Here is a 25,541-nt window from a genome sequence, read left to right as displayed (position 1 = left end):
GGAGGGATGGCTCGTTGAGATCAATGGCGAAGGATAATGCATTTGCGGTGGAGTTGGTGGTATGCAGATGTTTGCGGAGTGTCCCGGCCCCCAGCGTTCCGCTCGCTCGAACGCTCATGGGCCAGTATGTTGTCCAAAAATGCATCGTCTGAACTACAGTCTTCGCGAACAAGTTCGCTCCCACGGCCTTCGGCCAGAATCAAAAGCGGGCTTGTATATAACGCTGAATGCAGAGCGTAGGCGCTAGAATCACGCCTATCGTTTACTTAGATCAGAAATCTCCCCGCAAGGTCAGGACGTAGCTGCGCGGTTCGCCGTAGACGTTGGAGCGATCGGTGGCGATCGAGGTGGTGTAGTACTTGCGGTCGAACAGGTTTTCGGCGTTGAGTGACACCTTCCAGTTTTCGTCCAGTTTCCACGACGCCCTGGCATCCCAGATGGCCCGACCGGCCACGCCAAGTTCTTTGTTGTACGGCACTTCGTAACCCGAATCCGCCGACACACCGGCGCCCAGGGTCAGGCGGTTCCAGGCACCCGGCAGGTTGTAGCTGGTGTTGAGGCGCAGCATGTGTTTCGGCGTTTCGTAAGCCACATCCGAATCACCGTTGTTGCGCAGCATGTTGTAGGTGTAACCGCCGAACACTTGCAGCCCCGGTAACACTTCACCGCTGGCCTCGACATCGACGCCCTTGCTGCGGCTGATGCCGTCCTGCAGGTAGCAGGAGCCGTCGGAGCTGGTAGGGCACAGTTCAGTGGTGTTCACATCAACGGCGGCCACATCTTTCTGCTTGATGTAGAACAGCGCCATCGACAGGTTCATGCGCTTGTCGAATAGCTCACCCTTGAAGCCGGTTTCGTAGTTAGAGCCGATGGCCGGGTCCAGTGGCGAGCCGCCAGCGGAGACGTAGTTGGCCTGTGGCGTGAAGATGTCGGCATAACTGGCGTACCACGACCAACTGTCGTTGATGTCATAGATGACGCCCGCGAACGGCGTGAATTCCTGAGTCTGCTTGGATTCGTAACTGTTTGCCGCACCGGTTTTGACGTCGTAATTGTAGTCATACCAGCTGAGGCGCGTGCCAAGCACCACGCTCAACGGTTCGCTCAGGTGAATGCGCGTGTTGGCGTACAGGCCCGCGCGTTCTTCGGTGGTGTCGATGTCGGTTTGCCAGGCTGGACGGGCTGGTTTGGCGAAAGCGCTCTGATCGACATCGAAGACGTTGACGGCGGTGCGCCTGGTCACGGTCGCCTGATGCGTGTTGGCGTTCTGCTTCGACCAGTCGGCACCCAGGGTCACCTGATGTTCGAGGCCGAACGCGTTGAAGTTGCCTTCCAGCTGGCTGTTCAGACCGACGCTGTCGACCTCGTCCTTGCGAAACAGCGTGCCCTGAAAGTTGGAGCCCGCCAGCGTCACGGGATTCACTGCGCCCCGTGCGTAGGCAATGTTCTGATCGAAGCCACCCTGGGAATAGGTCAGCGAGGTCCGGCTGGTCCAGTCCTCATTGAAGCGATGCGCGACTTCGGTGAACACCTCGGTCATGTCGCTTTCATGGCGATTCCACTTCTGCGCCAGGTTGGTCGAGCGCGACAGGCCCAGCGACTGGCCGTTGCTGTAGCGCGGCAGGCCATAGATCGAGTAGCCGTTGATGACCTGTTCCTGACGTCGCAGGCTCATGGTCAGGGTGGTGTCATCGCTCAGGTCGGCTTCGACGATGCCGTACAGCAGCGGCGTGCGGCTGTCGCGACCATCCAGGTAGGAACCGCTGTCATCGTAGGCCGCGACCATGCGCCCGCGCAGGGTGCCTGAATCGTTGAGCTTGCCGCTGCCATCCAGGTCGACCCGGTACTGGTCCCAGGAACCGGCGCGGGTGGTGATCGAGAATTTGTTATCGGCAGTCGGGCGTTTGCGCACCAGATTGACCGCGCCGCCGGGCTGCCCGGCACCGACCAACAGCCCTGACGCGCCGCGCAGCACTTCCACACGGTCGTAGATGGCCATGTCCGGCTGCATCCAGCCGGTGATCTGATAGCCCTGACCGCCAATGCCGTCGACCAGGAAGCTTTCCGCCAGCAGCGAGAAGCCGCGCGAGGTGTACACGTGACCGCCGAAGTTACGGTACTGGAAAGTGATACCCGGGGTGTCTTCCAGCACGTCGCTGAGGCTGGTGAGGTTGTTGTCATCCATGACTTGCCGAGTCACCACGCTCACCGATTGCGGTGTTTCGCGCAGCGATTGCGGTGCACCCTTGCCGATACTCACTGCGCCGGTGGTGTAGGAACCGGTGCCGTCGGTGGTGGTGCCCAGGTAATGCGAGTCGATTGCAGTCGGGGCCAGATTGACGGTGCTTGTGGTGTTCGAATCGTCTGCGACGGTTTCCTGTGCCTGACCGGCGACCGGCATGCACAGCGCAAGACCCATGGCCGCCATGGATGGCCGGGAGCGGAACATCTGACTGAGCATCAACGCTTTGCTGAGCGGGGTGAGTCGTGACGGGTTGTGCATGAATTGGCTCTTTCCAGTGAGTATCGGCAAGGAGATTGGGAGCGTCGTTCAGGCCTGCGCAGTCGGGTCCAGCCGTCGACCTGGCAGGCGTGAGCCACTTTTTTATGGGGCGTTGCGCGAGAGATGGCTGGGCGCGCAATTCGCTGTTAATGAGAACGAAAGCGAATAACGTTTATTTAATGTTTTTTTCACAATCCACGAAAAAAGATGGCGCTTGGCTAGCAATTGAGGGTGGCGCGGAGCGGCCAGGCAAAAAAAGCCCCGCTCGCGGACGGGCCGGGCGGGGCGTTTCAGGTGCGAGTGAATCACGCCGTAATGGTTTTATCGCGGGTTTCGTTGCGAACCTGTTCGACCTGAATCTGCCCGGCCTGCATCCGCACCAACTGGTCGGCGACGTAGAAATAGCGGTCGTCATGGGAGATCACGATGATGGTCTTGCCCTGCTGCTTCAGTTCCGGCAGCAGTTCGGTGTAGAACACGCGACGGAACGCCGGGTCCTGATCGGCGGCCCACTCGTCGAACACCAGCACCTGCCGCTCGTCCAGCCACGCATTGATCAGGGCCAGGCGCTTGCGCTGACCGGTCGACAGATCGGTGGTGGTGAAGGCACCGTTCTCGATCCTGACCTTGTGCGCGATGTCCAGGCGCTCCAGGTATTTGCCCGCGTCCTGCGGCAGCGCGGCCTGCCCCTGCAACGGCTCGTCGAACAGGTAGTAGTCGGCGAAAATCGTGGTGAACAGCTGGCGGTAGTCATCCAGGTTTTCCGCGCTGACGGGCTGGCCATTGAGGCGGATCTCACCCTGTTGCGGGGTGTACAGGCCCAGCAGCAGCTTGATCAGCGTGGTCTTGCCACAACCGTTCTCGCCGACGATGAACACGATGTCGCCCTGTTTGATGCTCAGGTCGACCGGGCCGAGGTGGAAGGCGTCGCTGCCCTCGACGGGCGGGTAGTCATAGCGCAGGTTGTGCAGCTCCAGCGTGTGCATGCTGGGCAGCGACGTCGGGCGGTCACTGACCAGCAGGTGCGGTTCGGGGCTGGAGAATTTCCATGACAGCTCGGCAATGCGGCGCATGGCGATCTGCGCACGGCTGATGCCGGGCAGGGCAGTAATCAGGCGCTCCAGCGGGCCTTTCATGTACAGCATCACCAGCACGAAGCCGCCCAGTACGGTCTTTTCGGTCGTCGGCCAGAGCGCCTGAAAGGCGATGGCCATGCCGATCACCGCGAAGAACAGCATCGAGCCGAAGGTTTCCGCGCTGACGAAGATATTGGCAGCGCGAATGTTCGAGCGGCAGATGTGTTCGGTGGCCCCATGAATCTTCTCGTCGAGCATGTGCTGACGACGCTTGCGCTGGATGCGCAGTTCCTTGGCACCTGCGGACAGCGCCTGATAGTGCTTCTGCAATTCGTCTTCGCTGTTGCGCGCGGCCAGAATGCTGCGCATTCCGAACGCATGCGCCAGGTATTGCGCGCCGGTGCCGAGCACCACGGTGAGTACCGTCAGCGCCAGAATCTGCCAGGACAGCAAAGCCAGATAGGTCAGGCAGCCAAGGGTGACGGTGAACGAGATGACCATCGGGGCGACCGACAGGGCAAAGGTGCTGATGGTGTTGACGTCGTTGAGCAGCACCGGGATCAGGCGGTGCGCGCGATAGCGTTCCAGCTGCTTGATGGGCGCGACCAGCACCTTGGCTGCCAGCTCGCGGCGCAGGTTGGCGACGACCCGCTGGCCGACGTAATTGGTCGACAGGTTGGACAGGGTCGAGCACGCCAGGGTCAGCACACACAATCCGGCGAACAGCAGCGCGGTCTGCGTGTCCGGCCCGCCGGGCATGTTCATCGCGTTGTTGATGGTGGCCAGCAGCCCGGTGACGCTCAGGCCGCTGACAATCCCCAGCACGGTCGATAGCGCCACCAGCCACCAGAATGGCTTGAGGATTCTCAGGGTTTCCCGGGCGAGGCTTTCAGTTGTGCGGGTCATGGTGTGTCTCGTCAGTGTCCGTGAGTGCGGCGTGGGCTATCGCCGGCCGAGGGGGCGCATGAAATCGGTCAAAGGTCGCGGGCGACCCGGAAACCCAGCCAGTCACCCCGTACATCCGGCTGGCGGCTGTTGCGGTTGCCGGAGCGCGAGAAGATCGGCGCTTCGGTCCAGTCATTGCCGCGAATCATCTTCCAGGTGCAATCACCGGCCAGCCATGCGCTGCCATCGGTGGGCGCGCCGTTGTAGTTGCTGGTCTCGCAATCGGCAGTCCATTCGTAGACATTGCCGTGGGCGTCGTAGATGCCGAAATCGTTGGGGCTGTAGCTGCCAGCGGGTGCCGTGTAGCTGAAGCCGTCTTCCGGGCCGTAAGTGTTGGCATGTTTGGCGATGCTGTAGGGCTTGCCTTCGTCCATCGGAAACGGGAACGAACCCTTGCTGCCGCCGCGTGCCGCGTATTCGCGCTGGGCTTCGCTGACCATGTGGTAGGACTTGCCGGTCTTTTTCGACAGCCATTCGACATACGCCTTGGCTTCGTTCCAGTCCATGCACACTGCAGGCTGACGCGGGCTCAGCGGGTAGCGCGGCTTGCCGGCCTTGCACTCGCGGCCTGGCCGGGTATCGCCATCCGGCATCGTGTAGCCGGAGCTCTTGATATAGGCATTCCACTCGCCGCTCAGCACCTGAAAACGGCTGATGGCGAAGGGTTTGGCGAAGGTCACGTCGTGCAGCGGGCCTTCGTCCGGCTGACGACCCAGTTCCTCTTCGGGCGCACCCATGGTGAAGGTGCCCGCAGGCAGCACGACCATTTCCGGGCAGTCCTTGCAGTCCTTGAACACTTTTCCGGGCGCGGGCACCGCAGCGGGCGTGGCGGCGAGGGTGGTGCCGCATAGCAACAGGCCTATCAGGGCGTACAGGGGCAGCAATGTTTTTTTCATGACGGGTCTCGATGGAAAACGGAACAGGTGAACGGTGCAGGCGTGTCAGGCGCGTCGGGCGAGCAGCGTCATGAAGCGATCGATTTCGGCTTCGCTGTTCAGCAGTCCCGGCGCGGTGCGCACCACCGGGCCGACGTCGCGACTCACCGCGTCAACGACCATGCGCTGCTTCATCAGCCAGGCCGCCACGTCGTCGCACGATTGGCCCTTGAGCCGGAAGAAGCTGAAGCCCGCCGATAGCGCAGGATCCATGGGCGTCACCAGCTCGACATTGGGCTGGGCCTTGAGGCGCTGCTTGAGGTCACTGTTGAGCTGGTGAATACGTGCCTGCACATCGGCCTTGCCCAGTTGCAGGTGCAGTTTGAAGGCCTCGTTCAACGCCCAGCGGTGTTCGAACGAGTGGTAGCCGCCGGGCGTCATGATCGTGCTGAAACCGGTGGCTTCCGAGAACGTCGGGATCAGCGGCGTGAGGTCCTTGACCTGTTCCGAGCGGGCGCAGACGATGCCGGTACCGCGTGGACCGAACAGCCACTTGTGGGTGCCGGCGACATAGAAGTCGCACTTCATCTCCGGGAAGTCGAGGTTCTCGACGCCAAAGCCATGCACGCCGTCGACCACATAGAGGATGCGGTCCTGGTCGTCACGGTTGCGGTTGTGTTCCTCGACCAGATCGCCGATGGCCCCGATGGGCAGTTTCACGCCGCTGCCGGACTGCACCCAGGTCATGCCCAGCACGCGCGTCTTCGGCTGGATACTGCGCGCGATGGAGCCGATGATTTCGTCGACCGAGACGGTAGCCGGGTCCTTGAACAGGCGAATCTTGCGAACCTGCGTGCCGTCGCGCTGCTGGCGGAATTTCAGGATGTCGCGGACGCAGGAATGCTCGTGTTCGGTGGTCAGAATCTCCTGATCCGGGCGCACATGAATACCGCCGTAGATGATCGCCAGGCCTTCAGTGGTGCTGCCGGTCAGGGCGATCTGGCCGGGTTGGGCCTTCAGGTACTTGCCCGCCCAGACGCGAACCTCGTGTTCGCGGCGCTCGGTCTCTCCCAGGTCCCAGTCCATGGCCAGACCGGGATTGCGGTCGATATGCGCGCGATGCTGTTCGATGGCCTGGCGAACCGGTGCGGGGTGCGAAGTGACCAGAAAATTCGAGAGGTGAACGTAGTCCGGGTCCTGATTGAACAATTGTTTCAGGCGCGTCCATTTATCCGTGGAGGCCGGCTGAGTGGCTGGCGTCATGGCCGCTGTTGCCAGACCGGAGCCCAGTGGCAGGGCTGCGGCCAGCACTCCGGCCTGTTTGAGAAAGGTTCTGCGATCAGTCATGAGCGTCTGCGCCTGAGGGTCGGGTAGCGGCGTTTGAGAGATTCATGTGTTTCACATCCGGACGGGCAGCCGCCTGAACCTGCTCCCAGACGCGCAGAAAGTTGCCGCCCCAGAGCTTGGTGATATCCGCTTCGGCGTAGCCGCGCTCGATCAATTCGGCCGTCACGTTGCGGATTTCGCTGACATCGTTGAAGCCTTTCACACCACCGCCATCGTTGAAGTCGGAGCTGATGCCGACATGGTCGATGCCGATTTTGCGGACCGTGTAATCGATGGTGTCGACGAAATCCTTGACCGTGGCTTTGGGCTCCTCCTCGAGAATCGCGTACAGCTTGCTGGCATAGGCGCCGAAGCGTTGCTCCGGCCAGACGGTGATGATCGGGTCGCCGGGCATCAGCGCCATGGCCAGGTTCGGCAGCGGTGGCAGGTCGAAGTCCTTGCGTAGCGCATTGAGCTTGTTCTGGGTTTTCTGGGTCAGCGGCTTCAAATAGGCTGGGAACGCCACGATTTGCATCACACCGCCGCTGCGCTTGATGAGCTGCAGTTCCTCGTCGCTGAGGTTGCGCGGGATGTCCACCAGCGCACGCGGCGCCGAGTGCGAGGCGACCATCGGCGTGCGGCTCAGCTCGCTGACCTGTTGCAGCGCCTTGCTCGACATCTGCGACACGTCGATGATCACACCCAGGTCATTGAGGCGTTGCACGGCCTGCCTGCCGATCTCCGACAGGCCGCCCAGAGCGTCGGGCGTGTCATTGAGAAAGGGCAGGGGGCGTGAAGAATCGGCCCAGCTGTTATTGCCGACATAACTGAAACCGAACATGCGCATGCCGCGTGCGGCCCAGTGGTCCAGCAGGCTCAGGTCATTGCCCAGCGGGTAGGCGTTGAGCATGCTGATGAAGATCGCAAACTTGCCTTCGCCGTGCAGGCGGCGCATGTCGTCCGGGGTGTAGGCGATGCCGACCTGATTGGGGAAATCGCGCACCAGCCCGCTGATGATCCGGTAGCGCACTTCCTGCTGATGGCGTGCTTCGTCGACGAAACCGGGTGTCGGGCGATGCGGGGCGTTGTCGCCGTTCCAGATCTCCGGCCAGCCGAATACCGTCAGCGCTGCACCGGACAGGCGTCCGCGCGCGGCTTTCACCAGGTCGAACTGCCCCGAGCCGTCCTTGTCGGCTTCGTTGCCCTCGCTGCCGAATTTCATCGGCACGGTGATGTGGCTGTCGAAGGAAATGATCCGCTCCTGCAGGTCGTCGGCCTGCTGCATGACCTTGACCGGGTAGCCTGCTGGCGACCAGTAATTCCAGGCCAGAAAGCCCGTACCTGCACTGATCGCCAGGGCCAGTGGCAGGCCGATGAAGAGAGCTTTTTTCCAACGCGATCTTGTCATTTCCGTCTCGTGTGGTTAACCGTTGCGCAGCCTGCGACGGCTGTTGCTATCTGGTGGAGAACGAGCGGATCACCGAGAAATTTAGCGCGGGCTCATGGATGTGTGTGCAGCGCTAAATTTGTCTGCCGGGTTTACGTTCTAGCTTGGATAACGGCTGTCTCGGGGCTGGAACAGGTAGGGTAATGACGATTTCTCGACGAGGGTTCATAGCGGGTCTGGCGCTGACCGGTGCGGCAGTTCCGGCAGCGTATTACGCGCATCGGGAACTCACCCGGGTCGACCTGCCGGAAACGCCGGGCGAAGCGACGGCGGGGCCTGCCGATACCGCCACCCAGCGCCTGGCCGACAAGCTGCGCGGTGTGTGGACTCTGCGCTTCGAAGGGCGCGATGCCGGACTGAGCGGTGCGCCGCTCGAAGGCCTGGAAATGTTTCTCGACATCGCCCCGCGTGGTCGCGGCCTGCGCGGCTATATCGACACGGCCGGGCAATTGCGCGGCGATGCGCTGCCGCGCTTTCGGGTGATTGGCGATCTGCAACCGGCCAATGCCGCAAGACTCTACCTGCGGGTCATGGACGGCCATGCCGGCAATGATCCGCACAGCGACAACCCGGATTACGAATTCAGCCTGACCCTCGATGAAGTCTGGGGTGCGTTCGGTAACGCCGGCAGCGGCACCCTGAGCGGGCGTATCGAACGTCTTGACCGACCGCTGGCCCTGCCGGAACTGGAAAACCGTCTGATTGCGATCAAACAGGTGTTTCCAGAAGCGCGGGAAAGGGTGGGCCTGAGTCCGCCGTTTCTGGCCTGGCTGGTTTCCAGGGAGCATCGTCTGTTCCATCAGCTCTGGCATGCCTCGCGAGACAAGTGGCACAAATTGCCCGAAGACAAGCGTAACGCCCTGCGCGGCATCGGCTGGCAGCCGGGGCCGCGTGACCATGAGCGCGATGCGCGTGGCCCGCACAAGGACCGCAACGGCTCGGGTGAAGACTTCTTTTATATGCACCGGCACATGCTGATCCAGGCACGCAGGATTCAGGATTTGCCGTCCTGGCCGCGTTTTCCGCTGCCGCAGCCTGAGCTGGAACGCGACCGCCTGGGCTTTGCCCGCTATTTCGACAATCACGACGGCTGTTCGCTGCCGCCCAACTGGCTGGCGCATGGTGACGAGGAATACACACAGCTGGTCAGCGATATCAAAAGCCACGAGACGTTTCATACGCATTTTCAGGTCTGGGAATCGCAGTATCGCGATCCGCGCTTTTTGTCGAAGCTGACCCTGGGCCAGTTTGGTTCGCAGGTCGAACTGGAGCTGCACGACTGGCTGCACATGCGCTGGGCCTCGGTGGCCCGCGACCCGGCCAACGGGCAGCCGGTGCCGATGGCACGTCGTTCGGATGATTTTGCCGAGCGCTGGTTCGAGCCGGAAAACGACTTTCTTGCCGACCCGTTTTCATCGCACGTGAACCCGGTGTTCTGGATGTTCCATGGCTGGATTGACGACCGCATTGAGGACTGGTTCCGCGCCCATGAGCGCTTTCATCCGGGCGAAGTGAAGCGCCTGCAAGTCAACGGCGTACCGTGGTTTGCGCCAGGCCGCTGGGTGAATGTCAGCGACCCGTGGCTGGGGCCTGAAACGCACGGTTGCAGCACAGTGCCCGGCCAGACTGCAGGCACGACCATGGAAATGGACCCGGAAGTCATGAAGCTGGCGCTGCGCATCACCTTCGCGGCCGATGACAAACTGAGCAACCTGCTACGCCGCGTGCCGCGCCGGCCCTGGTATGCACGGAATCTGCTGCCGGAGAGGTGGTTTTGAGCAGCGCTGGCTCCTAGGCTCTGTACGAAAAGTGGCTGCGCTCGGTGATGCTGCGTTAAAAACAGGCTCGGATGCGAGTCCAATCGGAATGCTCATTTACAACACGTAGAGTCGAACGCGACCCCGGCCGTTCCTCGCCTGTTTTTGCCTTGCCTGACCTTCGCTCGCCGACTTTTCGTACAGAGCCTAACGCACTCCGCTCTGTCGGATATTTCATGAATGCCCCCCTGATTCTCGAACAAAAGGCGTAGGGTGGCGCCAGGTCGCAAGCTGTCTGGATGTTCGGCCGTTTCTCATCCCTTCCTTGCTTGCGCCCTCGAGAACACCTTTCATGACACCCGGAATTTTTGACGCGAACAACATTCACTTTGATCTGGGCCCCGATGCCGGTGGCAACTGGTCTGAGGTCATGCTGAAGCATCACGGGCTTTACTGTGAGTTCGATAAAACCCTGTCAGGCAACTCCACAGCGCAAAGCTGGAGCCTGGGGGCTATTGGTGTCACGCAGGCTGATCTGAAATCTCTGGTATTGATCCCGGTTGGAGAAGAACAGGATTGCTGGCAGGGGGAATGGCTTTATCTGAAGCTTATGACCGGTGGGTATGTCGATATCGACGAAGCCGGAAAGCAACATCGCTTCATGGCTGGCAGCATGTTCTTCATCGATCCCGGGCAATCCTTTCAGGAGTCGTTTACCCAGCATGGGCAAATGACCGTATTGCGCATTCCCAAGTCCAGTTTGCGCGATCGGGGCCTGAGGCATTCGTTGCCGGGGCTGATGGTTGCCGACATGGAGTCGGCAGACATACGCGCAGCCCGTGACCTGATCCACTGCATCGCGCAGCAACAGGCGGCCCCTGGCTTGGTCATACGCGAGTTGATGGGCAGACAATTGCTGGAGCTGATTGACGCCATGCTGGGCGGCCCCGGCGACAAGGCAGTTTCGCGCAGCACTGATGTCGTGCTGTTGCGCGCCAGACGTTACATTTACACGCGTTTGAGTGACACCGAACTCGACTGCGCGGCCATTGCCGGTGCCGTGCATGTTTCAGTCAAGCACTTGCAACGCTTGTTCCGGAGTGAGGAGACGACGGTGATGCGTGATGTCTGGAATATCCGCCTGCAACACGCACAGCAATTGCTCAGTTCGACCCGCACGCTTCGGCCAAGTGTTCAGGACGTTGCCTGGCAGTGCGGTTTCACCACGGCAGCGCATTTCAGTCGCGCCTACCGGGCACAGTTCGGTATTTGCCCCTCGCATGTTCGGGCTACTTTCAACTGAGCAACTTCTGCTCTCGCCTTATCAGTTGAAAGCGCCTTGTGGACATCCCTCACGCGCCTTGCAGATAACGGTGATACGCCGTCTGCGCCCTAGAATCGATCCTGTCATTCAGTGACTGATTCATCTCAATGGCTGCTGCGCTGACGCATCGGTCACAGCCCACCGTTATTCATCTTTCGCGATTGGCCCCGGCAGTTTTGCGCCGTCAATTCATGGAAGTTTTACAAAGGCACTCTTATGGAAAGTTATACCGGCGCAACCGACACTGCAGACTTTGCACGTCGTGTTGAAGACAATCAGCGGCGACTGAAAGCCAGTCTGAAGGGCGCTTACGATTACATCGTGTGTGGCTCCGGCACCTCCGGGTCGGTCGTTGCGCGGCGTCTGGCAGAGAATCCCGACGTCAGTGTTCTGCTCCTGGAGGCAGGCGGCACCGATGATGTGCCCAGTGTTACCGATGCCAGTATCTGGTTCACCAACCTGGGCACCGAGCGCGACTGGCAGTTTCAGGCACAACCCAACCCGCACCTCAATAACCGGGCCATTCCCTTGTCGATGGGCAAGGTGCTGGGCGGTGGATCCTCGATCAACGTGATGGTCTGGGCGCGCGGGCACAGCAGTGACTGGGACCACTTTGCCAGCGAATCAGGTGATCCGGCCTGGAATTATCAATCGACACTCGCCACCTATCGACGTATCGAGAACTGGCAGGGTACGCCAGACGCACTGCGCAGAGGCACGGGCGGTCTGGTCTTCGTGCAGCCTGCGCCTGATCCCAACCCGATTGCACCAGCCATGCTGGGAGCGGTGGCGGAGCTCGGAATGCCTGTTTTCGATGACCAGAACGGCGCGATGATGGAGGGCGCGGGTGGCGCGGCACTGGTCAATATGTGTCTGGAAAACGGTCGTCGCCGTTCGATTTTTCGCAGTTATGTGTACCCGCTGATGGCGCAGCCCAACCTGACGGTCCTGGCCCACACCCATGTATTGCGCGTGTTGCTGGAAGGCAAGCGAGCGGTCGGGGTCGAGGTCATTCATGAAGGCAGGATCATGAGTTTCAGAGCACGAGAGGAAGTCGTGCTGTCACTGGGTGCCATCAACACACCCAAGGTGTTGATGCTGTCCGGAATCGGCGATGCGCAGCAACTGGTTCGGCATGGTATCGCTCCGCTAGAGAATCTGCCGGGTGTCGGCCAGAATTATCAGGACCACATCATGGTCTCGGGGTGCATCTGGGAATACGAACAGGCTCATGCGGCGCGCAACAACGCCGGGGAATCGACGTTCTTCTGGAAGAGTGATCCGGCGCTCGATGTACCCGACATCCAGACCTTTCTCGCTGAAATGCCCATTGCCTCGTTTGAAGCGCAGGCGACGTTCAACCCTCCGGCCAGCGCATGGTCTTTGTTGCCGGGGCTGGTACGGCCCAAAAGCCGTGGCTCGATCACGTTGTCTGGCGGCGGGCACCGGGACGCACTGAGAATCGACAGCGGTGCGCTTGCCGAACCCGAAGATCTGCAGGCGCTGGTGCGTGCAGTCGAATTTTGCCGAGAGATCGGCAACAGCTCGACCCTGCGCCCGTTTGTACGCCGTGAGGTGATGCCCGGAAAGATGAACCGCAAGGATCTGGAGTCGTTCGTGCGCAACACCGCATCGACCGTCTGGCACCAGTCCGGTACGGCCAGAATGGGTATTGATGAGTTATCGGTGGTGGACGCGCAATTGCGCGTCTATGGCATCGACAATCTGAGGGTCGCGGACGCCTCAATCATGCCGCGAGTAACCACCGGCAACACCATGGCCCCGTGCGTGATCATCGGGGAGCGCTTGGGCAGTCTGCTCACTGGCAAGTCCTGAATAATTTGATCCATGCCGTAGATCATGTAGCGAGTGCCCGGTGGGTACTCGCTGACTTTCACCTTTTCGAGAGCATCATCATGAGCAGGCTTCAAGGCAAAATTGCGATGATTACCGGCGGCAGCAGCGGCATCGGTCTTGCGACCGCCCAGCGTTTTGTGGAAGAGGGCGCCTATGTGTTTATCACGGGTAGACGTCAGCCCGAGCTGGACGAGGCCGTTGCACGTATAGGTCGTAACGTGACAGCCGTACAAGGCTATGTGTCCAGTCTTGACGATCTGGACCGACTCTACGCAGTGGTCAGGCGCGAGAAAGGCTGCATTGACGTGCTCTTCGCCAACGCCGGCATTATGGAAATGCAATCCATCGATGGCGTCGATGCGGCGCACTACGACAAGGTTTTTTGATACCAACGTCAAAGGCCTGTTGTTCAGCGTGCAAAAGGCACTGGTGTTGATGCACGACGGCGGCTCGATCATCTTGAATTCGTCCATTGCCGCCAACAGGGGCGTTTCGGGCTGCAGCACTTACAGCGCTACAAAGGTAGCCATACGCTCGTTTGCCCGAACCTGGACAGCCGAGCTGCAAAGTCGAGGTATTCGCGTCAATACACTGAGCCCGGGCCCGATCGACACGCCGATCATGGGCCTGGAAGGGCTTGCGCAAGAGCACGTCGCTCAAATGAAAGCAGCGCTGATCAGAGGTATTCCACTGGGCCGTCTTGGCCGCCCTGAGGAAGTGGCCGCGGCCGCGCTGTTTCTTGCCTGCGACGACAGCAGTTTCATTGCGGGTATCGAGATGTGTGTAGACGGGGGCAAAGCGCAAGTTTGAGGAATAGCGGGCCTGAAGCCCGCTCAGCGCACCTGCCAGCCACCGCCCAGCGCTTTGTACAGCGCGATGCTCGCCTGCACCCGTGCCAGCCGCAACTGCACGCTTACGTCCTGCGCCAGGTACAGCGTGCGCTGGGTTTCCAGTACGGTGAGCAGGTCTTCGGCGCCTTCCTGGTAGCGGCTTTGGGCGATGCGGAAGGCGGTTTGCGCCTGTTTGAATTCTTCTTCGTGCCAGTAGCGCTGTTGATCCAGGCCGCGAATGCTGTTCAGGGCTTTTTCCACGTCGGCGAAGCTGTTGATGATCGCGCCGCGATAGGTTTCCAGCAGTTCTTCCTGACGCGCTGTGGCCTTGTCGCGCTCGGCGGCCAGACGGCCATTGTTGAAGATCGGTCCGATCAGCCCGGCAGCGAGGCTGCTGAACGGTGCGCGCAGCCAGTCTTCGGCGCGGGTGTTTTCGGTGCCGAGCCGGGCGCTCAGGGTCAGTTTTGGCAGCATGGCGGCGCGGGCGACGGTGACATTGGCCTGTGCCGCCGCCAGGTCAGCCTCGGCCTTGGCCAGATCAGGGCGGCGGGTCAGCAGTTCGCTGGGCAGGCCGGGGCCGATGTCCGGCCAGTTCAGGGTGTCGAAGGGCTGATCCGCGAGGTGCAGATTCTGCACCGGTTGACCGAGCAAGGCTGCCAGGGTGATTAACTGCTCGTTGGCCAGTTGCTGAACGCGGGGCAGTTCACGCTGCTGGGCCGCAACCAGATTTTTTTGCTGCGCCAGCTCGAGGGCGGTAGCTGAGCCCGATTCATAGCGGGTTTGCACCAGGCGCAGTACGTCTTGGGCGTTGGCCAGATTCAGTTCGGCAATCCGCCCTTGCTCGCGCGCCGCCAGGGTTTGCGCATAGCGATCGGCGACGTTGGCCAGCAGGGTCAGCTCCACGGTCGCCTGATCGAACTGGCTGGCGCGCAGCCCTTGGAGTGCGCTGTCGCGTCCCGCTGCGATACCTCCCCAGAAATCCACCTCATAGCTGGCGGTCAGGTCGCTGGTGAAGTTGTTGGTGTTGTTGTCGTCGGAAGGGTTGGCCTTGCGGTCGCTGTTGCGCAGGAACCGGTTACGTTCGCCGCGCAGGTCAAAGGCCAGTTCCGGGAGCAAGGGCGCGCCGCCGATAATGGCGCTTGCCTGTGCCTGACGAACCCGTGCCATCGCTGCAGCGACTTCATGACTGTCAAGGCTGGCCTGTTCGATCAGACGATTCAGCTGTGGGCTGCCGAACTGCTGCCACCAACGGATATCACTGCGCTGTGCGGCGGCGTTTGCGGCAAACGCCCAGCTTGCCGGTGGCTGGATGCCGCTGTCCGGCGGCGGAGCAGGCGTCTGGCAGGCGCTCAGCAACAGGCAGGCAGTCAAAACGCAAAGGCTAGGCTTCATTGATCGATCATTCACTGGTGAGGGCCGCGACCGGGTCGAGGCGGGCAGCTTTGCGGGCCGGCATGAAGCCGAAGATCACGCCGGTAATCAGGGCGCAGGCAAACGCCCCGGCCACAGCCGGCAGGGTGAACGCAACGGCCACCTTACTCAGCAATAGCGCTGCGCCCATGCCCAGCGCCAGCACGATACCGGCCAGCCCGCCGACCACGGAAAGCATCACAGCCTCGGTGAGAAACTGCCGCAGGATGTCGCTCTGTCGCGCACCGGTGGCCATGCGGATGCCGATTTCACGGGTGCGTTCGCGCACTGTCATCAGCATGATGTTCATCACGCCGATACCACCGACCAGCAACGAAATGGCGGCAATCGAGCCGAGCATCAGCGACAGGGTGTTCTGGGTGCGTGCTTCGGCCTGGATCATCGCGGCGTTGTTGGTCAGTTCGTAATCCTGTTTGCCGTGATGCAGTTGTTGCAGCAGGTCGCGGATCGCTGTTTCGGCCTGTTTGACGTTGTTGGCGTCACGGGTGGCGATGGTGATGTACTCGGGGTCCTGCGTGCCGAACAGGCGGATACTGGCCGACGAGTAGGGGATGGCGATGCGATTGTCGCTGTCCAGATCGCCGGACGTGGCGCCTTTTTCCTGCAGCACGCCGACCACCTGAAAAGGCACGTTTTCGATCAGGATGTACTGGCCGACAGGGTCGTTATGCTCGCCGAACAGTTTCTGGCGAACCTTGTAGCCAATCACTGCGACGGCGGCTGCGTTCTGCTCATCCGCTTCGCTGAAATAACTGCCTTCCACCACCGGCCAGTTGAAGATCGCCGGAAAGTGCGTGTCATTGCCGCCGACGTAACTGGAGTGATCGACGTTGCCGTAGCGCACCCCGGCCTGGCCGCCGTTGACCGGCATGATCATTTTCACCTCGGGCAACTGGCCCAGCGCGGCGATTTCCTCCAGGGTGATGACGCCTTTCGGCGCGCGCGGATTGGGCGCCTTGCCGTTGAGGTAAATGATATTGGAACCGAACGAGGACATCTGCGCCATGACCTGACGCTTGCTGCCTTCGCCGACGGCCAGCATCACCACCACCGACGCCACGCCGATGACGATGCCCAGCAGGGTCAGCGCGGTTCGGAAGCGATTGATCCACATGACGCGCCACGCCGCCTGAACCGCCTCGAGCAGCTCGCCTTGCCAGGCGCCGTGGCTGCCGCTGCCCTCGCTCAGGCGCTTGCGCAGGTCGACCGCCTGCAGCGTGCCCGGATTGACTGAGCGCTGCACGTCAGAAGCATCTCGAGCCGTATCACTGATCACCAGCCCATCGCTGATTTCGATGACCCGTTTGGCGCGCGCCGCCACTTCCCGGTCATGGGTGATGAGGATCACCACATGGCCCTGGCTGGCCAGTTCGTCCAGCAGGGTCATCACCTCCGCGCCACTGTGGCTGTCCAGCGCACCGGTGGGCTCGTCGGCGAGGATGATGTGCCCGCCATTCATCAAGGCGCGGGCGATGGAAACCCGTTGCTGCTGGCCGCCGGATAACTGATGCGGTCGATTGCCGGTGCGCGACGCCAGGCCCAGTCGGTCGAGCAGGGCGGCGGCCCGCGCGTGACGCTCTGCGGCGGGCGTCCCGGCGTAGATTGCCGGCATCTCGACGTTTTCCTGTGCCGAGCCGGACGGAATCAGGTGATAGCCCTGAAACACGAACCCGAACGCTTCACGGCGCAGCCAGGCGAGCTCGTCGCTGCCCAGTTCGGCGACGTTTTCCCCGGCGAACAGGTATTCGCCCGAGGTCGGGCGGTCCAGGCAGCCGAGGATGTTCATCAGCGTCGACTTGCCGGACCCGGAAGCGCCGACAATCGCCACGAACTCACCGGCATGAATCGACAGATCGATGCCGCGCAGCACGTTGACCCGTGGGCTGTCGCCTCCGCCGTAGGATTTGCGGATGCCTCGCAGGTCGATCAGCGGCGTGCGCATTCAGCCTCCGCTGCCGACAGAGGCGGGCACCAGCAGGCGCTCACCTTCATTCAGTCCATCGAGTACCTGCACTCGCAGACGGTCGCTGATGCCGGTGCGCACCTCACGGTTCTGCACCTCACCATTGGCAGATAGCACTTGGGCGGTCTGCCGATCGGCCTGCGCCCCGTTTCGCAACGCCGCGAGTGGCGCGGTGAGGGTGTTCTCGGCTTTTTCGGCGACGAAGAATATCTGTGCGGTCATTTCTGCCATCAGCGCCTGATCGCTGTTATCCACGTCCAGCAGCACGGTGTACAGCACCACACGGCCACCGCCGTTCTTGCGCGAACTGCTCGGGCTGCCGCCGCCCTGATTGGCTTGATCCAGCGGCCTGGGCGGCACCGGCAGGATCTGCCGCACGGTGCTGCTCCAGCGCCGGTTGCCGCCGCTCAAGGTGGTGAAATAGGCAGTCATGCCGGGTTTGACATGGCCGATATCGGCTTCCGAGACCTCGGCCCAGACCGTCATCGGTGACAAGCGGGCGATGCGCAGAATCAGCGGGGTCTGTTGTTGCGCGTTCAGCGTCTGGCCTTCACGTGCATCGAGGGCGACCACTGTGCCGCTCATGGGCGCGAAAATACGGGTGTAGCCCAGCGCTGCTTCGTCGCTGCGCAGCGCGGCCTGAGCTTCGAGAATCTGCGCCTTGAACATGTCGACCCGTGCCTGGGTGGCGCGAAATTCCGATTCCGCAGCTTGAACGTCCTCGGCTCGTGTGGCGCCGCCTGCAGCGAGGCGCTTCTGGCGCTGCTGCTTCTGTTCTGCAAGTTCGTGCAGCGCACGCTGCTCCTGCAATTGCGCCTTGAGGTTATCGATGGCGTAGCGTGCGGCGTCGAGTCTGGCCTTTTGCGTCGAAGGGTCGATTTCGACCAGCAAGTCGCCTTCCTTGACCTGATCGTCGACCTGGGCATGGATTTTCATGATCTGCCCGCTGGCCTGCGAGCCCACATCCACGTAACTGCGCGGCTGCAGGGTGCCGAGCGCCGTGACGCTGTTTTCGATCGTGCCGCGGGTCACCGTCACGGTCGCGGCGCTGCTTTTGCTGTCGGGCAGGATCTGCCAGGCGCATACGGCAATGACCGGGAACAGGCACAGCGCCACCAGGAGGGCGCGGCGAGGATGTCGAGAGCGTTTCATGCAGATTCCTGCGCTGGGAGATCAGTCGGTCGGTGAACGACGGCCACGAGAGCTGCCCTTTAAACGAGGCATGCCAGCAGGAATTTAGCGTTGATCACGGGTTACCCGCTTCGGCTAAACATCAGCGTCCGTGCTTCGTTTAACGGGAGCGGCTAATTCGGGTCGTCTTGTCGAGTTGGAGTCAGCGTGATTATGTCCAGACCCCTGTGCGGTTTTGTGTTTGCAGGTCTTTCGTTCGCTGTGATTTTCCCTGCGCAAGGCTTGGTTGAGCCTGGAAAACAGGCGGCCAGTGCCGAGATCCGGCGAACCGGTTTTGGCGTGCCGCATATCGTTGCCGCCAATGAGCGCGGTCTGGGTTACGGCATCGGTTATGCCTATGCGCAGGACAACTTGTGCCTGCTGGCCAATGAGATTGTCACCGTCAACGGCCAGCGCTCGCGCTATTTTGGCCCCGATAAGGCGACCCTTGAGCAGCGCAACAATATGGCCAGCGACCTGTTGTTCCAGTGGCTCAATACGCCGCAGGCACTGGCGGATTTCTGGAATGCGCAGCCGCTGGAGATCCGCCAGTTGATGCAGGGCTATGTCGCCGGTTACAACCGCTCGCTCGATGAACAGAAGGCCAAGGGCCTGCCGCAGCCCTGTGCGGCCGAGTGGGTTCGGCCGATCAGTACCGATGATCTGGTGCGCTTGACCCGTCGCCTGCTGGTAGAGGGGGGCGTGGGGCAGTTCGCCGAAGCGCTGGCCGGTGCTACGCCGCCTGCGCTGCAAAAGCCACTGCAGGTAAATGCTCAGCAGGTTCAGGCGCTGCAACTGGCTGCTGCGCGCAACCAGCGGTTTGCTCTGGAGCGCGGCAGCAATGCCGTGGCAATAGGGCGCGAGCTATCGGCCAACGGGCGCGGCATGCTGCTGGCCAATCCGCATTTTCCATGGGCTGGCGGCCTGCGCTTCTATCAAATGCACCTGACCATTCCCGGCAAGCTCGACGTGATGGGCGCAGCCTTGCCGGGCCTGCCACTGATCAATATCGGCTTCAATCAGCATCTGGCCTGGAGCCATACCGTCGACACGTCGAAACACTTCACGCTGCATCGCCTGCAGCTCGACCCGAAGGATTCCACCCGTTACCTGCTGGATGGCAAATCGGTTGCCATGGACAAGCAGCAGGTGAGTGTCGACGTGAAGCAAGCCGATGGCAGCCTGAAGTCGGTACCACGCATTGTCTATTCGTCCAGGTTCGGTCCGGTGGTGCAGTGGCCGGGCAAGCTGGACTGGGACGAAAAGTTTGCCTTCAGCCTGCGTGATGCCAATCTGCAAAACGACCGAGTGTTGCAGCAGTGGTATGCAATGGACAAGGCTGACAGCCTCAAGACGTTTCAGGATTCGGTGCGCAAGATCCAGGGCATCCCGTGGGTCAACACCCTGGCAGTCGATGCCCGGGGTCAGGCGCTGTACATGAACCTCTCGGTGGTGCCAAACGTCGACGCCGTCAGGCTTGCCCGATGCAGTGATCCGCGCATCGGCACGGAACTGATCGTGCTCGACGGCTCGCGCAGTGAATGCAACTGGGAGGTTTCCGCAGAGGCGGTACAGGCCGGTATTTATCCCTCTTCCCGTCAGCCGCAGTTATTGCGGACCGACTTCGTGCAGCACTCCAACGACTCGGCCTGGATGGTCAATCCCGCTGCGCCGTTGAAGGACTTTTCGCCGCTGATCAGCGAGGACAGCCAGCCGCTGGGGCAGCGAGCACGTTTTGCGCTGGATCGGCTGGGCAGCCTGAAGAAGGCGGGCAAGATCAGCGTCGAGAACCTGCAAGCGATGGTCATGGACAACGAGGTCTATCAGGCCGGGCAAGTGCTGCCGGATCTGCTCAGGTTCTGTGCCTCGGAGCTGGGTGATGATGCTGCGCGGCTGACGCCGCTGTGTACCGCACTGAAAGCCTGGGACGGGCGCGCTGACCTGAACAGTGGCATCGGGTTCGTGTACTTCCAGAGAATCGTGACGTCCATGCAGGCTGTTGCCTCGCGCTGGCGTGTTGCGTTCGACCCGCGCGACCCGGTTCACACGCCGAGCGGGCTGGCGATTGAGAACCCGCAGGTCGCCACTGCATTGCGCGCCGCCATGCGGGCCGCAGTGGATGAAGTGGCCAAGGCAGGCCTCTCGGCAAGCAGTCAATGGGGCGACATTCAGGTTTCCAGCATCAGCGGCAAGCAGATCCCGATTCACGGTGGTCCGGCCGGGCTTGGCATCTACAACGCCATGCAGACCGTGGCAGGCAAGGACGGCAAGCGCGAGGTGGTCAGTGGCACCAGTTACCTGCAGGTGGTGACGTTCGACGAGCACGGCCCAAGGGCGCAGGGTTTACTGGCGTTCTCTGAGTCGAGCAATCCACAGTCAGCCCATTCAAGCGACCAGACTGAAGCATTTTCAAAAAAACAATGGCAGGCGTTGCCGTTCACTGAACAGCAGATCAAGGCTGATCCTGCGTATGAGGTGCAGGTGATAAGCGAGGAGCCTGATCGCTGAAAGAGGCAAGAAAAGCGTTTGGGCCATGCGGCCCAAATGCGCTTATCGGTAATCAGCCGCCCGGTGTGTCGATATCGGCGTCAACGCCAGTGGTGGGCTGATGATTGCGTAAATCCTCGGTTTTTTCTTCCGGCTCATGGTCAGGCACGTAGGCGCTGTCGCTGGTTGACTGGCCCTGCGACTGAGTCTGTGACTGACTTGGGGAAGGCGTCTGGCCCTGGCTCTGGCCATTGCCCTTTTCAGTCTCGGGTTTTACGTCCCCGACTTGCGGCTCGATTGCCGGATCGTTGCGGTCCGGGCCCGGGCTGGCAGGTGCGTCCTGATTTGGCGTCGGTTCTTTCTGACGTTGCGGTTCGATAGACATGAGTACCTCGATATCGGTTTCAGAAAATGTTCTGACACAGTTTCGAGGGGTAGCAATGGGGATCGTTCGATTCAGTTGCCGAATGGTGATGCAGTGGGAAGTGCTGCGTGCAAGGCTATTGGATAAGCGCTGTTCGCGAAAGGCCCGTACGTTGCATGAGATGCATCGACCGGAGAGCAGCCTTCGCGAACAGGTTCGCTTCTACCAGTGCGCTTCAGCGCAGTCAGAGCACTTTTTTGATCGCGTCACACACCACGTCGATGTTCTTCTGATTCAGCGCGGCCACGCAGATACGCCCGGTGTCCAGCGCGTAGATACCGAACTCGCTGCGCAGGCGCTGGGCCTGTTCGGCGGTCAGACCGGAGTAGGAGAACATGCCGCACTGGCGCGCGACGAAGCTGAAGTCCTGACCGGCCGGGTTGTCAGCCAGGCGCTCGACCATCGCCTTGCGCATGCCCTGGATGCGCAGACGCATTTCGCCCAGTTCCTCTTCCCACATTGCACGCAACGCAGGGTCGTTAAGCACCGCAGCGGAGATGATCGCACCGTGGGTCGGCGGGTTGGAATAGTTGGTGCGGATCACGCGCTTGACCTGGGACAGGACGCGAGTGGTTTCTTCCTTCGATTCGGTAATGATCGACAGCGCGCCGACGCGTTCGCCATACAGCGACAGTGATTTGGAGAATGAGCTCGAGGCGAAGAAGGTCAGGCCCGACTCGGCGAACAGGCGCACTGCCAGGGCATCTTCCTGAATGCCCTGACCGAAGCCTTGATAGGCCATGTCCAGAAACGGTACGTGGCCCTTGGCCTTGACCACTTCCAGCACTTTTTTCCAGTCATCCAGGCTCAGGTCGACACCGGTCGGGTTGTGGCAGCAGGCGTGCAGCACGACTACCGAGTTGTTCGGCAGGTTGTGCAGGTCTTCGAGCATGCCGGCACGGTTCACGTCGTGGGTGGCAGCGTCGTAGTAGCGGTAGTTCTGCACCGCAAAGCCTGCGGTTTCGAACAGCGCGCGGTGGTTTTCCCAGCTCGGGTCGCTGATGGCGACGACGGCATCGGGCAGCAACTGCTTGAGGAAGTCGGCACCGATCTTCAGTGCGCCGGTGCCGCCGACCGATTGGGTGGTCAGCACACGGCCCGAGGCGATCAGCGGCGAATCAGCGCCCAGCAACAGTTTTTGCACGGCCTGGTCGTAGGCGGCGATACCGTCGATCGGCAGGTAGCCACGCGGCGCATGCTGGGCCACGCGAATCTTTTCGGCTTCGGCCACGGCGCGCAGCAGGGGAATGCGCCCGTCTTCATCACAGTAGACGCCTACGCCAAGGTTGACCTTGGTGCTGCGGGTGTCGGCGTTGAAGGCTTCGTTGATACCCAGGATCGGATCGCGGGGTGCCATTTCGACAGCGGAAAACAGGCTCATGGTGCGGCGGCTCTTGGTGAAGAGTGGGAAGGGGACACGCTGAGGCTCGATGCGCCAAAGCGGTGCGCAAACTGAGCGTAGTATAGAGAGCATCCCCTCGGTGATCGACAGTGCAGGGCGGGTTTTTTACAGGTTTTTGCGCATATTTGTAGAACGTTCGTTCGGTTAAAACCTCAATGCTTTAAGTGCGTGCCTTGAAAGGCTGATATATGACTCCATCTATTAGCCATCACTTCAAAACATCGCACGCCTGCTTCCCGGCGGGAACGGCTGTTTGCGATGATTTCGTCGTTGCGCGCCGTCATGCGCCGACGAATATTTCCAGTTGTGCCGTCGAGGCGGTCAGGTCGCGGAAGGTTTCACGCGAACTCCGTCACACGCGCACCATTCAAGAGGTCAGTTATGTCCGAGTTCCAGCTCGTTACCCGCTTTGAGCCAGCCGGCGATCAGCCCGAGGCCATTCGCCAACTGGTCGAAGGGATCGACGCCGGGCTCGCGCACCAGACCCTGCTCGGGGTGACCGGGTCGGGCAAGACGTTCAGCATCGCCAACGTGATTTCCCAGATCAAGCGTCCAACGCTGGTGCTGGCACCGAACAAGACCCTGGCGGCGCAGTTGTATGGCGAATTCAAGGCGTTTTTCCCGAACAACGCCGTGGAGTACTTCGTTTCCTACTACGACTACTACCAGCCGGAAGCCTACGTGCCGTCGTCCGACACCTTCATCGAGAAGGATGCCTCGATCAACGACCACATTGAACAGATGCGTCTGTCCGCGACCAAGGCGCTGCTGGAGCGCAAGGATGCGATCATCGTCACCACGGTGTCGTGCATCTACGGCCTGGGCAGTCCGGAAACCTATCTGCGCATGGTCATGCACATCGATCGTGGCGACAAACTCGATCAGCGTGCCTTGCTGCGCCGCCTCGCCGACCTGCAGTACACCCGTAACGACATGGACTTTGCCCGTGCGACGTTCAGGGTGCGCGGTGATGTGATCGATATCTACCCGGCCGAATCCGATCTGGAAGCGATCCGGGTCGAGCTGTTCGATGACGAGGTCGAGAGCCTGTCGGCGTTCGATCCGCTGACCGGGGAGGTGATTCGCAAGCTGCCGCGCTTCACCTTCTACCCGAAAAGCCACTACGTCACCCCGCGCGAGACGCTGATCGAGGCGATGGAAGGGATCAAGGTCGAGCTGCAGGAGCGCCTCGAATACCTGCGCAGCCAGAACAAACTGGTGGAAGCTCAGCGTCTGGAGCAGCGCACCCGTTTCGATCTGGAAATGATGCTGGAGCTGGGCTACTGCAACGGTATCGAAAACTACTCGCGCTACCTTTCGGGCCGTCCTTCCGGTGCGCCGCCGCCAACCCTTTTCGATTACCTGCCACCGGATGCCTTGCTGGTGATCGACGAGTCCCACGTCAGCGTGCCGCAGGTCGGCGCGATGTACAAAGGTGACCGTTCGCGCAAGGAAACCCTGGTCGAGTACGGCTTCCGTCTGCCATCGGCACTGGATAACCGCCCGATGCGTTTCGACGAGTGGGAGGCGATCAGCCCGCAGACCATTTTCGTCTCGGCGACCCCGGGTAACTACGAGGCCGAGCACGCCGGGCGTATCGTCGAGCAGGTGGTGCGTCCGACTGGCCTGGTGGACCCGCAGATCGAGATTCGTCCGGCGCTGACCCAGGTCGATGATCTGCTGTCGGAAATCCACAAGCGCACCGCGCTGGAAGAGCGGGTGCTGGTCACCACGCTGACCAAGCGCATGTCCGAGGATTTGACCGACTACCTGAGCGACCACGGGGTGCGCGTGCGTTACCTGCACTCGGACATCGATACGGTGGAACGTGTCGAAATCATCCGCGACCTGCGCTTGGGGACGTTCGATGTGCTGGTGGGCATCAACCTGCTGCGCGAAGGCCTGGACATGCCGGAAGTGTCGCTGGTGGCAATTCTCGATGCCGACAAGGAAGGCTTCCTGCGCTCCGACCGTTCGCTGATCCAGACCATTGGCCGGGCGGCACGTAACCTCAATGGTCGGGTGATTCTGTATGCCGACCGGATTACCGGCTCAATGGAGCGCGCCATCGGCGAGACCGAGCGGCGACGCGAGAAGCAATTGGCGTTCAACCTGGAGCATGGCATCACCCCCAAAGGTGTGTTCAAGGACGTCGCCGATATCATGGAAGGCGCCACCGTCCCCGGCTCGCGCAGCAAAAAACGCAAAGGCATGGCCAAAGCCGCCGAAGAAAACGCCCGCTACGAAAACGAACTGCGCTCGCCGAGCGAGATCAACAAACGCATTCGCCAACTGGAAGAAAAAATGTACCAACTGGCCCGCGACCTGGAATTCGAAGCCGCCGCACAAATGCGCGACGAAATCGGCAAACTGCGCGAGCGGTTGCTGGCGGTTTGAAGCATTGGACACGCCACCTCTCATGCCGGTGCGGCGACCCCCGGATCAGTGTCAGGGCGAAGGAACCCGACGAAGTCAAGCCGAAAACGGAGCTGGGGGCTTTGGTCACTTTTGCCCCTTCAAAGTGAGTCGCCGAGGGGCGAAAAGGTGACCTGAGTCGAACCCCCATTTACCTGAAAAAGAAAAACCGCCGTGTGGCGCAGAGCGTCACGAACTGCATGCCCACGCGGAGCACTGGCACGATAATCAGCTGAATTTGTTTACAACTCCGGGCGCGGAGCTTGCGGAACGAGAGGCGTCCGGGCAATTGCCTTTGTTGCTGGAGCC

Annotated in this window: 15 protein-coding genes and 1 pseudogene; 6 read left to right on the top strand and 10 right to left on the bottom strand. The window is 61.2% G+C overall.

Features of this window, described 5'->3' with window-relative positions; genetic code table 11:
* Window positions 1-271 precede the first annotated feature (271 nt).
* The 5 genes from PCPL58_RS18790 to pvdM form a co-directional block, all read right to left on the bottom strand.
* Window positions 272-2,503: a TonB-dependent siderophore receptor gene (locus PCPL58_RS18790; protein ID WP_065350144.1), complete on the bottom strand. Its 2,232-nt coding sequence runs from the start codon at window positions 2,501-2,503 to the stop codon at window positions 272-274.
* A gap of 305 nt (window positions 2,504-2,808) precedes the next feature.
* Window positions 2,809-4,485, bottom strand: a complete 1,677-nt coding sequence (locus PCPL58_RS18785; protein WP_065350143.1) for a cyclic peptide export ABC transporter — start codon at window positions 4,483-4,485, stop codon at window positions 2,809-2,811.
* Between the two features lie 68 nt (window positions 4,486-4,553).
* The gene (gene pvdO, locus PCPL58_RS18780; protein ID WP_065350142.1) at window positions 4,554-5,420 is read right to left on the bottom strand and encodes a dihydropyoverdine dehydrogenase; all 867 of its coding nucleotides are present in this window, start codon (window positions 5,418-5,420) and stop codon (window positions 4,554-4,556) included.
* Window positions 5,421-5,465: 45 nt separating this feature from the next.
* Window positions 5,466-6,746 (bottom strand): pyoverdine-tailoring periplasmic protein PvdN, encoded by a 1,281-nt coding sequence (gene pvdN / locus PCPL58_RS18775; protein WP_065350141.1) that lies wholly within the window; start codon window positions 6,744-6,746, stop codon window positions 5,466-5,468.
* Window positions 6,739-8,133 (bottom strand): pyoverdine-tailoring dipeptidase-like protein PvdM, encoded by a 1,395-nt coding sequence (gene pvdM, locus PCPL58_RS18770; protein ID WP_065350140.1) that lies wholly within the window; start codon window positions 8,131-8,133, stop codon window positions 6,739-6,741. The genes pvdN and pvdM overlap by 8 nt, the downstream gene beginning before the upstream one ends.
* A gap of 182 nt (window positions 8,134-8,315) precedes the next feature.
* Between pvdM and pvdP the strand changes: the two genes are divergently transcribed.
* The 4 genes and pseudogenes from pvdP (at window position 8,316) to PCPL58_RS18750 (ending at window position 13,920) form a co-directional block, all read left to right on the top strand.
* On the top strand, window positions 8,316-9,950 hold the full coding sequence (pvdP, locus tag PCPL58_RS18765) for a pyoverdine maturation tyrosinase PvdP (RefSeq protein ID WP_044308422.1): 1,635 nt from the start codon (window positions 8,316-8,318) through the stop codon (window positions 9,948-9,950).
* 331 nt (window positions 9,951-10,281) lie between these two features.
* The gene (locus PCPL58_RS18760; protein ID WP_065350139.1) at window positions 10,282-11,232 is read left to right on the top strand and encodes an AraC family transcriptional regulator; all 951 of its coding nucleotides are present in this window, start codon (window positions 10,282-10,284) and stop codon (window positions 11,230-11,232) included.
* A 237-nt stretch (window positions 11,233-11,469) separates the two neighbouring features.
* A complete protein-coding gene (locus tag PCPL58_RS18755; RefSeq protein ID WP_065350138.1) occupies window positions 11,470-13,089 on the top strand; it encodes a GMC family oxidoreductase in 1,620 nt (539 codons plus the stop codon).
* Between the two features lie 80 nt (window positions 13,090-13,169).
* Window positions 13,170-13,920, top strand: a pseudogene (locus PCPL58_RS18750) (SDR family oxidoreductase).
* A gap of 23 nt (window positions 13,921-13,943) precedes the next feature.
* On the opposite strand, the gene PCPL58_RS18745 reads toward PCPL58_RS18750, so the two are convergent.
* Genes PCPL58_RS18745 through PCPL58_RS18735 form a run of 3 tightly spaced genes read right to left on the bottom strand, consistent with a single transcriptional unit; the run spans window position 13,944 to window position 18,486 of the window.
* Window positions 13,944-15,332: an efflux transporter outer membrane subunit gene (locus tag PCPL58_RS18745; protein ID WP_065350137.1), complete on the bottom strand. Its 1,389-nt coding sequence runs from the start codon at window positions 15,330-15,332 to the stop codon at window positions 13,944-13,946.
* Window positions 15,333-15,339: 7 nt separating this feature from the next.
* The gene (locus PCPL58_RS18740) at window positions 15,340-17,313 is read right to left on the bottom strand and encodes a MacB family efflux pump subunit (protein ID WP_065350136.1); all 1,974 of its coding nucleotides are present in this window, start codon (window positions 17,311-17,313) and stop codon (window positions 15,340-15,342) included.
* Window positions 17,314-18,486, bottom strand: a complete 1,173-nt coding sequence (locus tag PCPL58_RS18735) for an efflux RND transporter periplasmic adaptor subunit (RefSeq protein ID WP_065350135.1) — start codon at window positions 18,484-18,486, stop codon at window positions 17,314-17,316.
* Window positions 18,487-18,678: 192 nt separating this feature from the next.
* Between PCPL58_RS18735 and pvdQ the strand changes: the two genes are divergently transcribed.
* Window positions 18,679-21,012 carry a bifunctional acylase PvdQ gene (pvdQ, locus tag PCPL58_RS18730; RefSeq protein ID WP_065350134.1) on the top strand — a complete coding sequence of 778 codons (2,334 nt, stop codon included), beginning with the start codon at window positions 18,679-18,681 and terminating at the stop codon, window positions 21,010-21,012.
* A gap of 52 nt (window positions 21,013-21,064) precedes the next feature.
* Here pvdQ and PCPL58_RS18725 read toward each other — a convergent pair whose 3' ends face one another.
* Window positions 21,065-21,376: a hypothetical protein gene (locus PCPL58_RS18725; protein ID WP_003366637.1), complete on the bottom strand. Its 312-nt coding sequence runs from the start codon at window positions 21,374-21,376 to the stop codon at window positions 21,065-21,067.
* Between the two features lie 223 nt (window positions 21,377-21,599).
* A complete protein-coding gene (locus tag PCPL58_RS18720; RefSeq protein ID WP_003366639.1) occupies window positions 21,600-22,796 on the bottom strand; it encodes an amino acid aminotransferase in 1,197 nt (398 codons plus the stop codon).
* A 402-nt stretch (window positions 22,797-23,198) separates the two neighbouring features.
* Between PCPL58_RS18720 and uvrB the strand changes: the two genes are divergently transcribed.
* The gene (uvrB, locus tag PCPL58_RS18715) at window positions 23,199-25,214 is read left to right on the top strand and encodes an excinuclease ABC subunit UvrB (protein WP_065350133.1); all 2,016 of its coding nucleotides are present in this window, start codon (window positions 23,199-23,201) and stop codon (window positions 25,212-25,214) included.
* Window positions 25,215-25,541: the final 327 nt, after the last annotated feature.

Origin of the sequence: Pseudomonas cerasi (genome assembly GCF_900074915.1) — a bacterium.
GTDB lineage: Bacteria > Pseudomonadota > Gammaproteobacteria > Pseudomonadales > Pseudomonadaceae > Aquipseudomonas > Aquipseudomonas cerasi.
This window is presented reverse-complemented; position numbering and strand designations above follow the sequence as displayed.

What these genes read in the sequence shown, in the direction of transcription:
- PCPL58_RS18790 (WP_065350144.1), bottom strand. Translation starts at nt 2,503, where the DNA reads ATGCACAACCCGTCACGACTCACCCCGCTCAGCAAAGCGTTGATGCTC.
- PCPL58_RS18785 (WP_065350143.1), bottom strand. Translation starts at nt 4,485, where the DNA reads ATGACCCGCACAACTGAAAGCCTCGCCCGGGAAACCCTGAGAATCCTC.
- pvdO (WP_065350142.1), bottom strand. Translation starts at nt 5,420, where the DNA reads ATGAAAAAAACATTGCTGCCCCTGTACGCCCTGATAGGCCTGTTGCTA.
- pvdN (WP_065350141.1), bottom strand. Translation starts at nt 6,746, where the DNA reads ATGACTGATCGCAGAACCTTTCTCAAACAGGCCGGAGTGCTGGCCGCA.
- pvdM (WP_065350140.1), bottom strand. Translation starts at nt 8,133, where the DNA reads ATGACAAGATCGCGTTGGAAAAAAGCTCTCTTCATCGGCCTGCCACTG.
- pvdP (WP_044308422.1), top strand. Translation starts at nt 8,316, where the DNA reads ATGACGATTTCTCGACGAGGGTTCATAGCGGGTCTGGCGCTGACCGGT.
- PCPL58_RS18760 (WP_065350139.1), top strand. Translation starts at nt 10,282, where the DNA reads ATGACACCCGGAATTTTTGACGCGAACAACATTCACTTTGATCTGGGC.
- PCPL58_RS18755 (WP_065350138.1), top strand. Translation starts at nt 11,470, where the DNA reads ATGGAAAGTTATACCGGCGCAACCGACACTGCAGACTTTGCACGTCGT.
- PCPL58_RS18745 (WP_065350137.1), bottom strand. Translation starts at nt 15,332, where the DNA reads ATGAAGCCTAGCCTTTGCGTTTTGACTGCCTGCCTGTTGCTGAGCGCC.
- PCPL58_RS18740 (WP_065350136.1), bottom strand. Translation starts at nt 17,313, where the DNA reads ATGCGCACGCCGCTGATCGACCTGCGAGGCATCCGCAAATCCTACGGC.
- PCPL58_RS18735 (WP_065350135.1), bottom strand. Translation starts at nt 18,486, where the DNA reads ATGAAACGCTCTCGACATCCTCGCCGCGCCCTCCTGGTGGCGCTGTGC.
- pvdQ (WP_065350134.1), top strand. Translation starts at nt 18,679, where the DNA reads ATGTCCAGACCCCTGTGCGGTTTTGTGTTTGCAGGTCTTTCGTTCGCT.
- PCPL58_RS18725 (WP_003366637.1), bottom strand. Translation starts at nt 21,376, where the DNA reads ATGTCTATCGAACCGCAACGTCAGAAAGAACCGACGCCAAATCAGGAC.
- PCPL58_RS18720 (WP_003366639.1), bottom strand. Translation starts at nt 22,796, where the DNA reads ATGAGCCTGTTTTCCGCTGTCGAAATGGCACCCCGCGATCCGATCCTG.
- uvrB (WP_065350133.1), top strand. Translation starts at nt 23,199, where the DNA reads ATGTCCGAGTTCCAGCTCGTTACCCGCTTTGAGCCAGCCGGCGATCAG.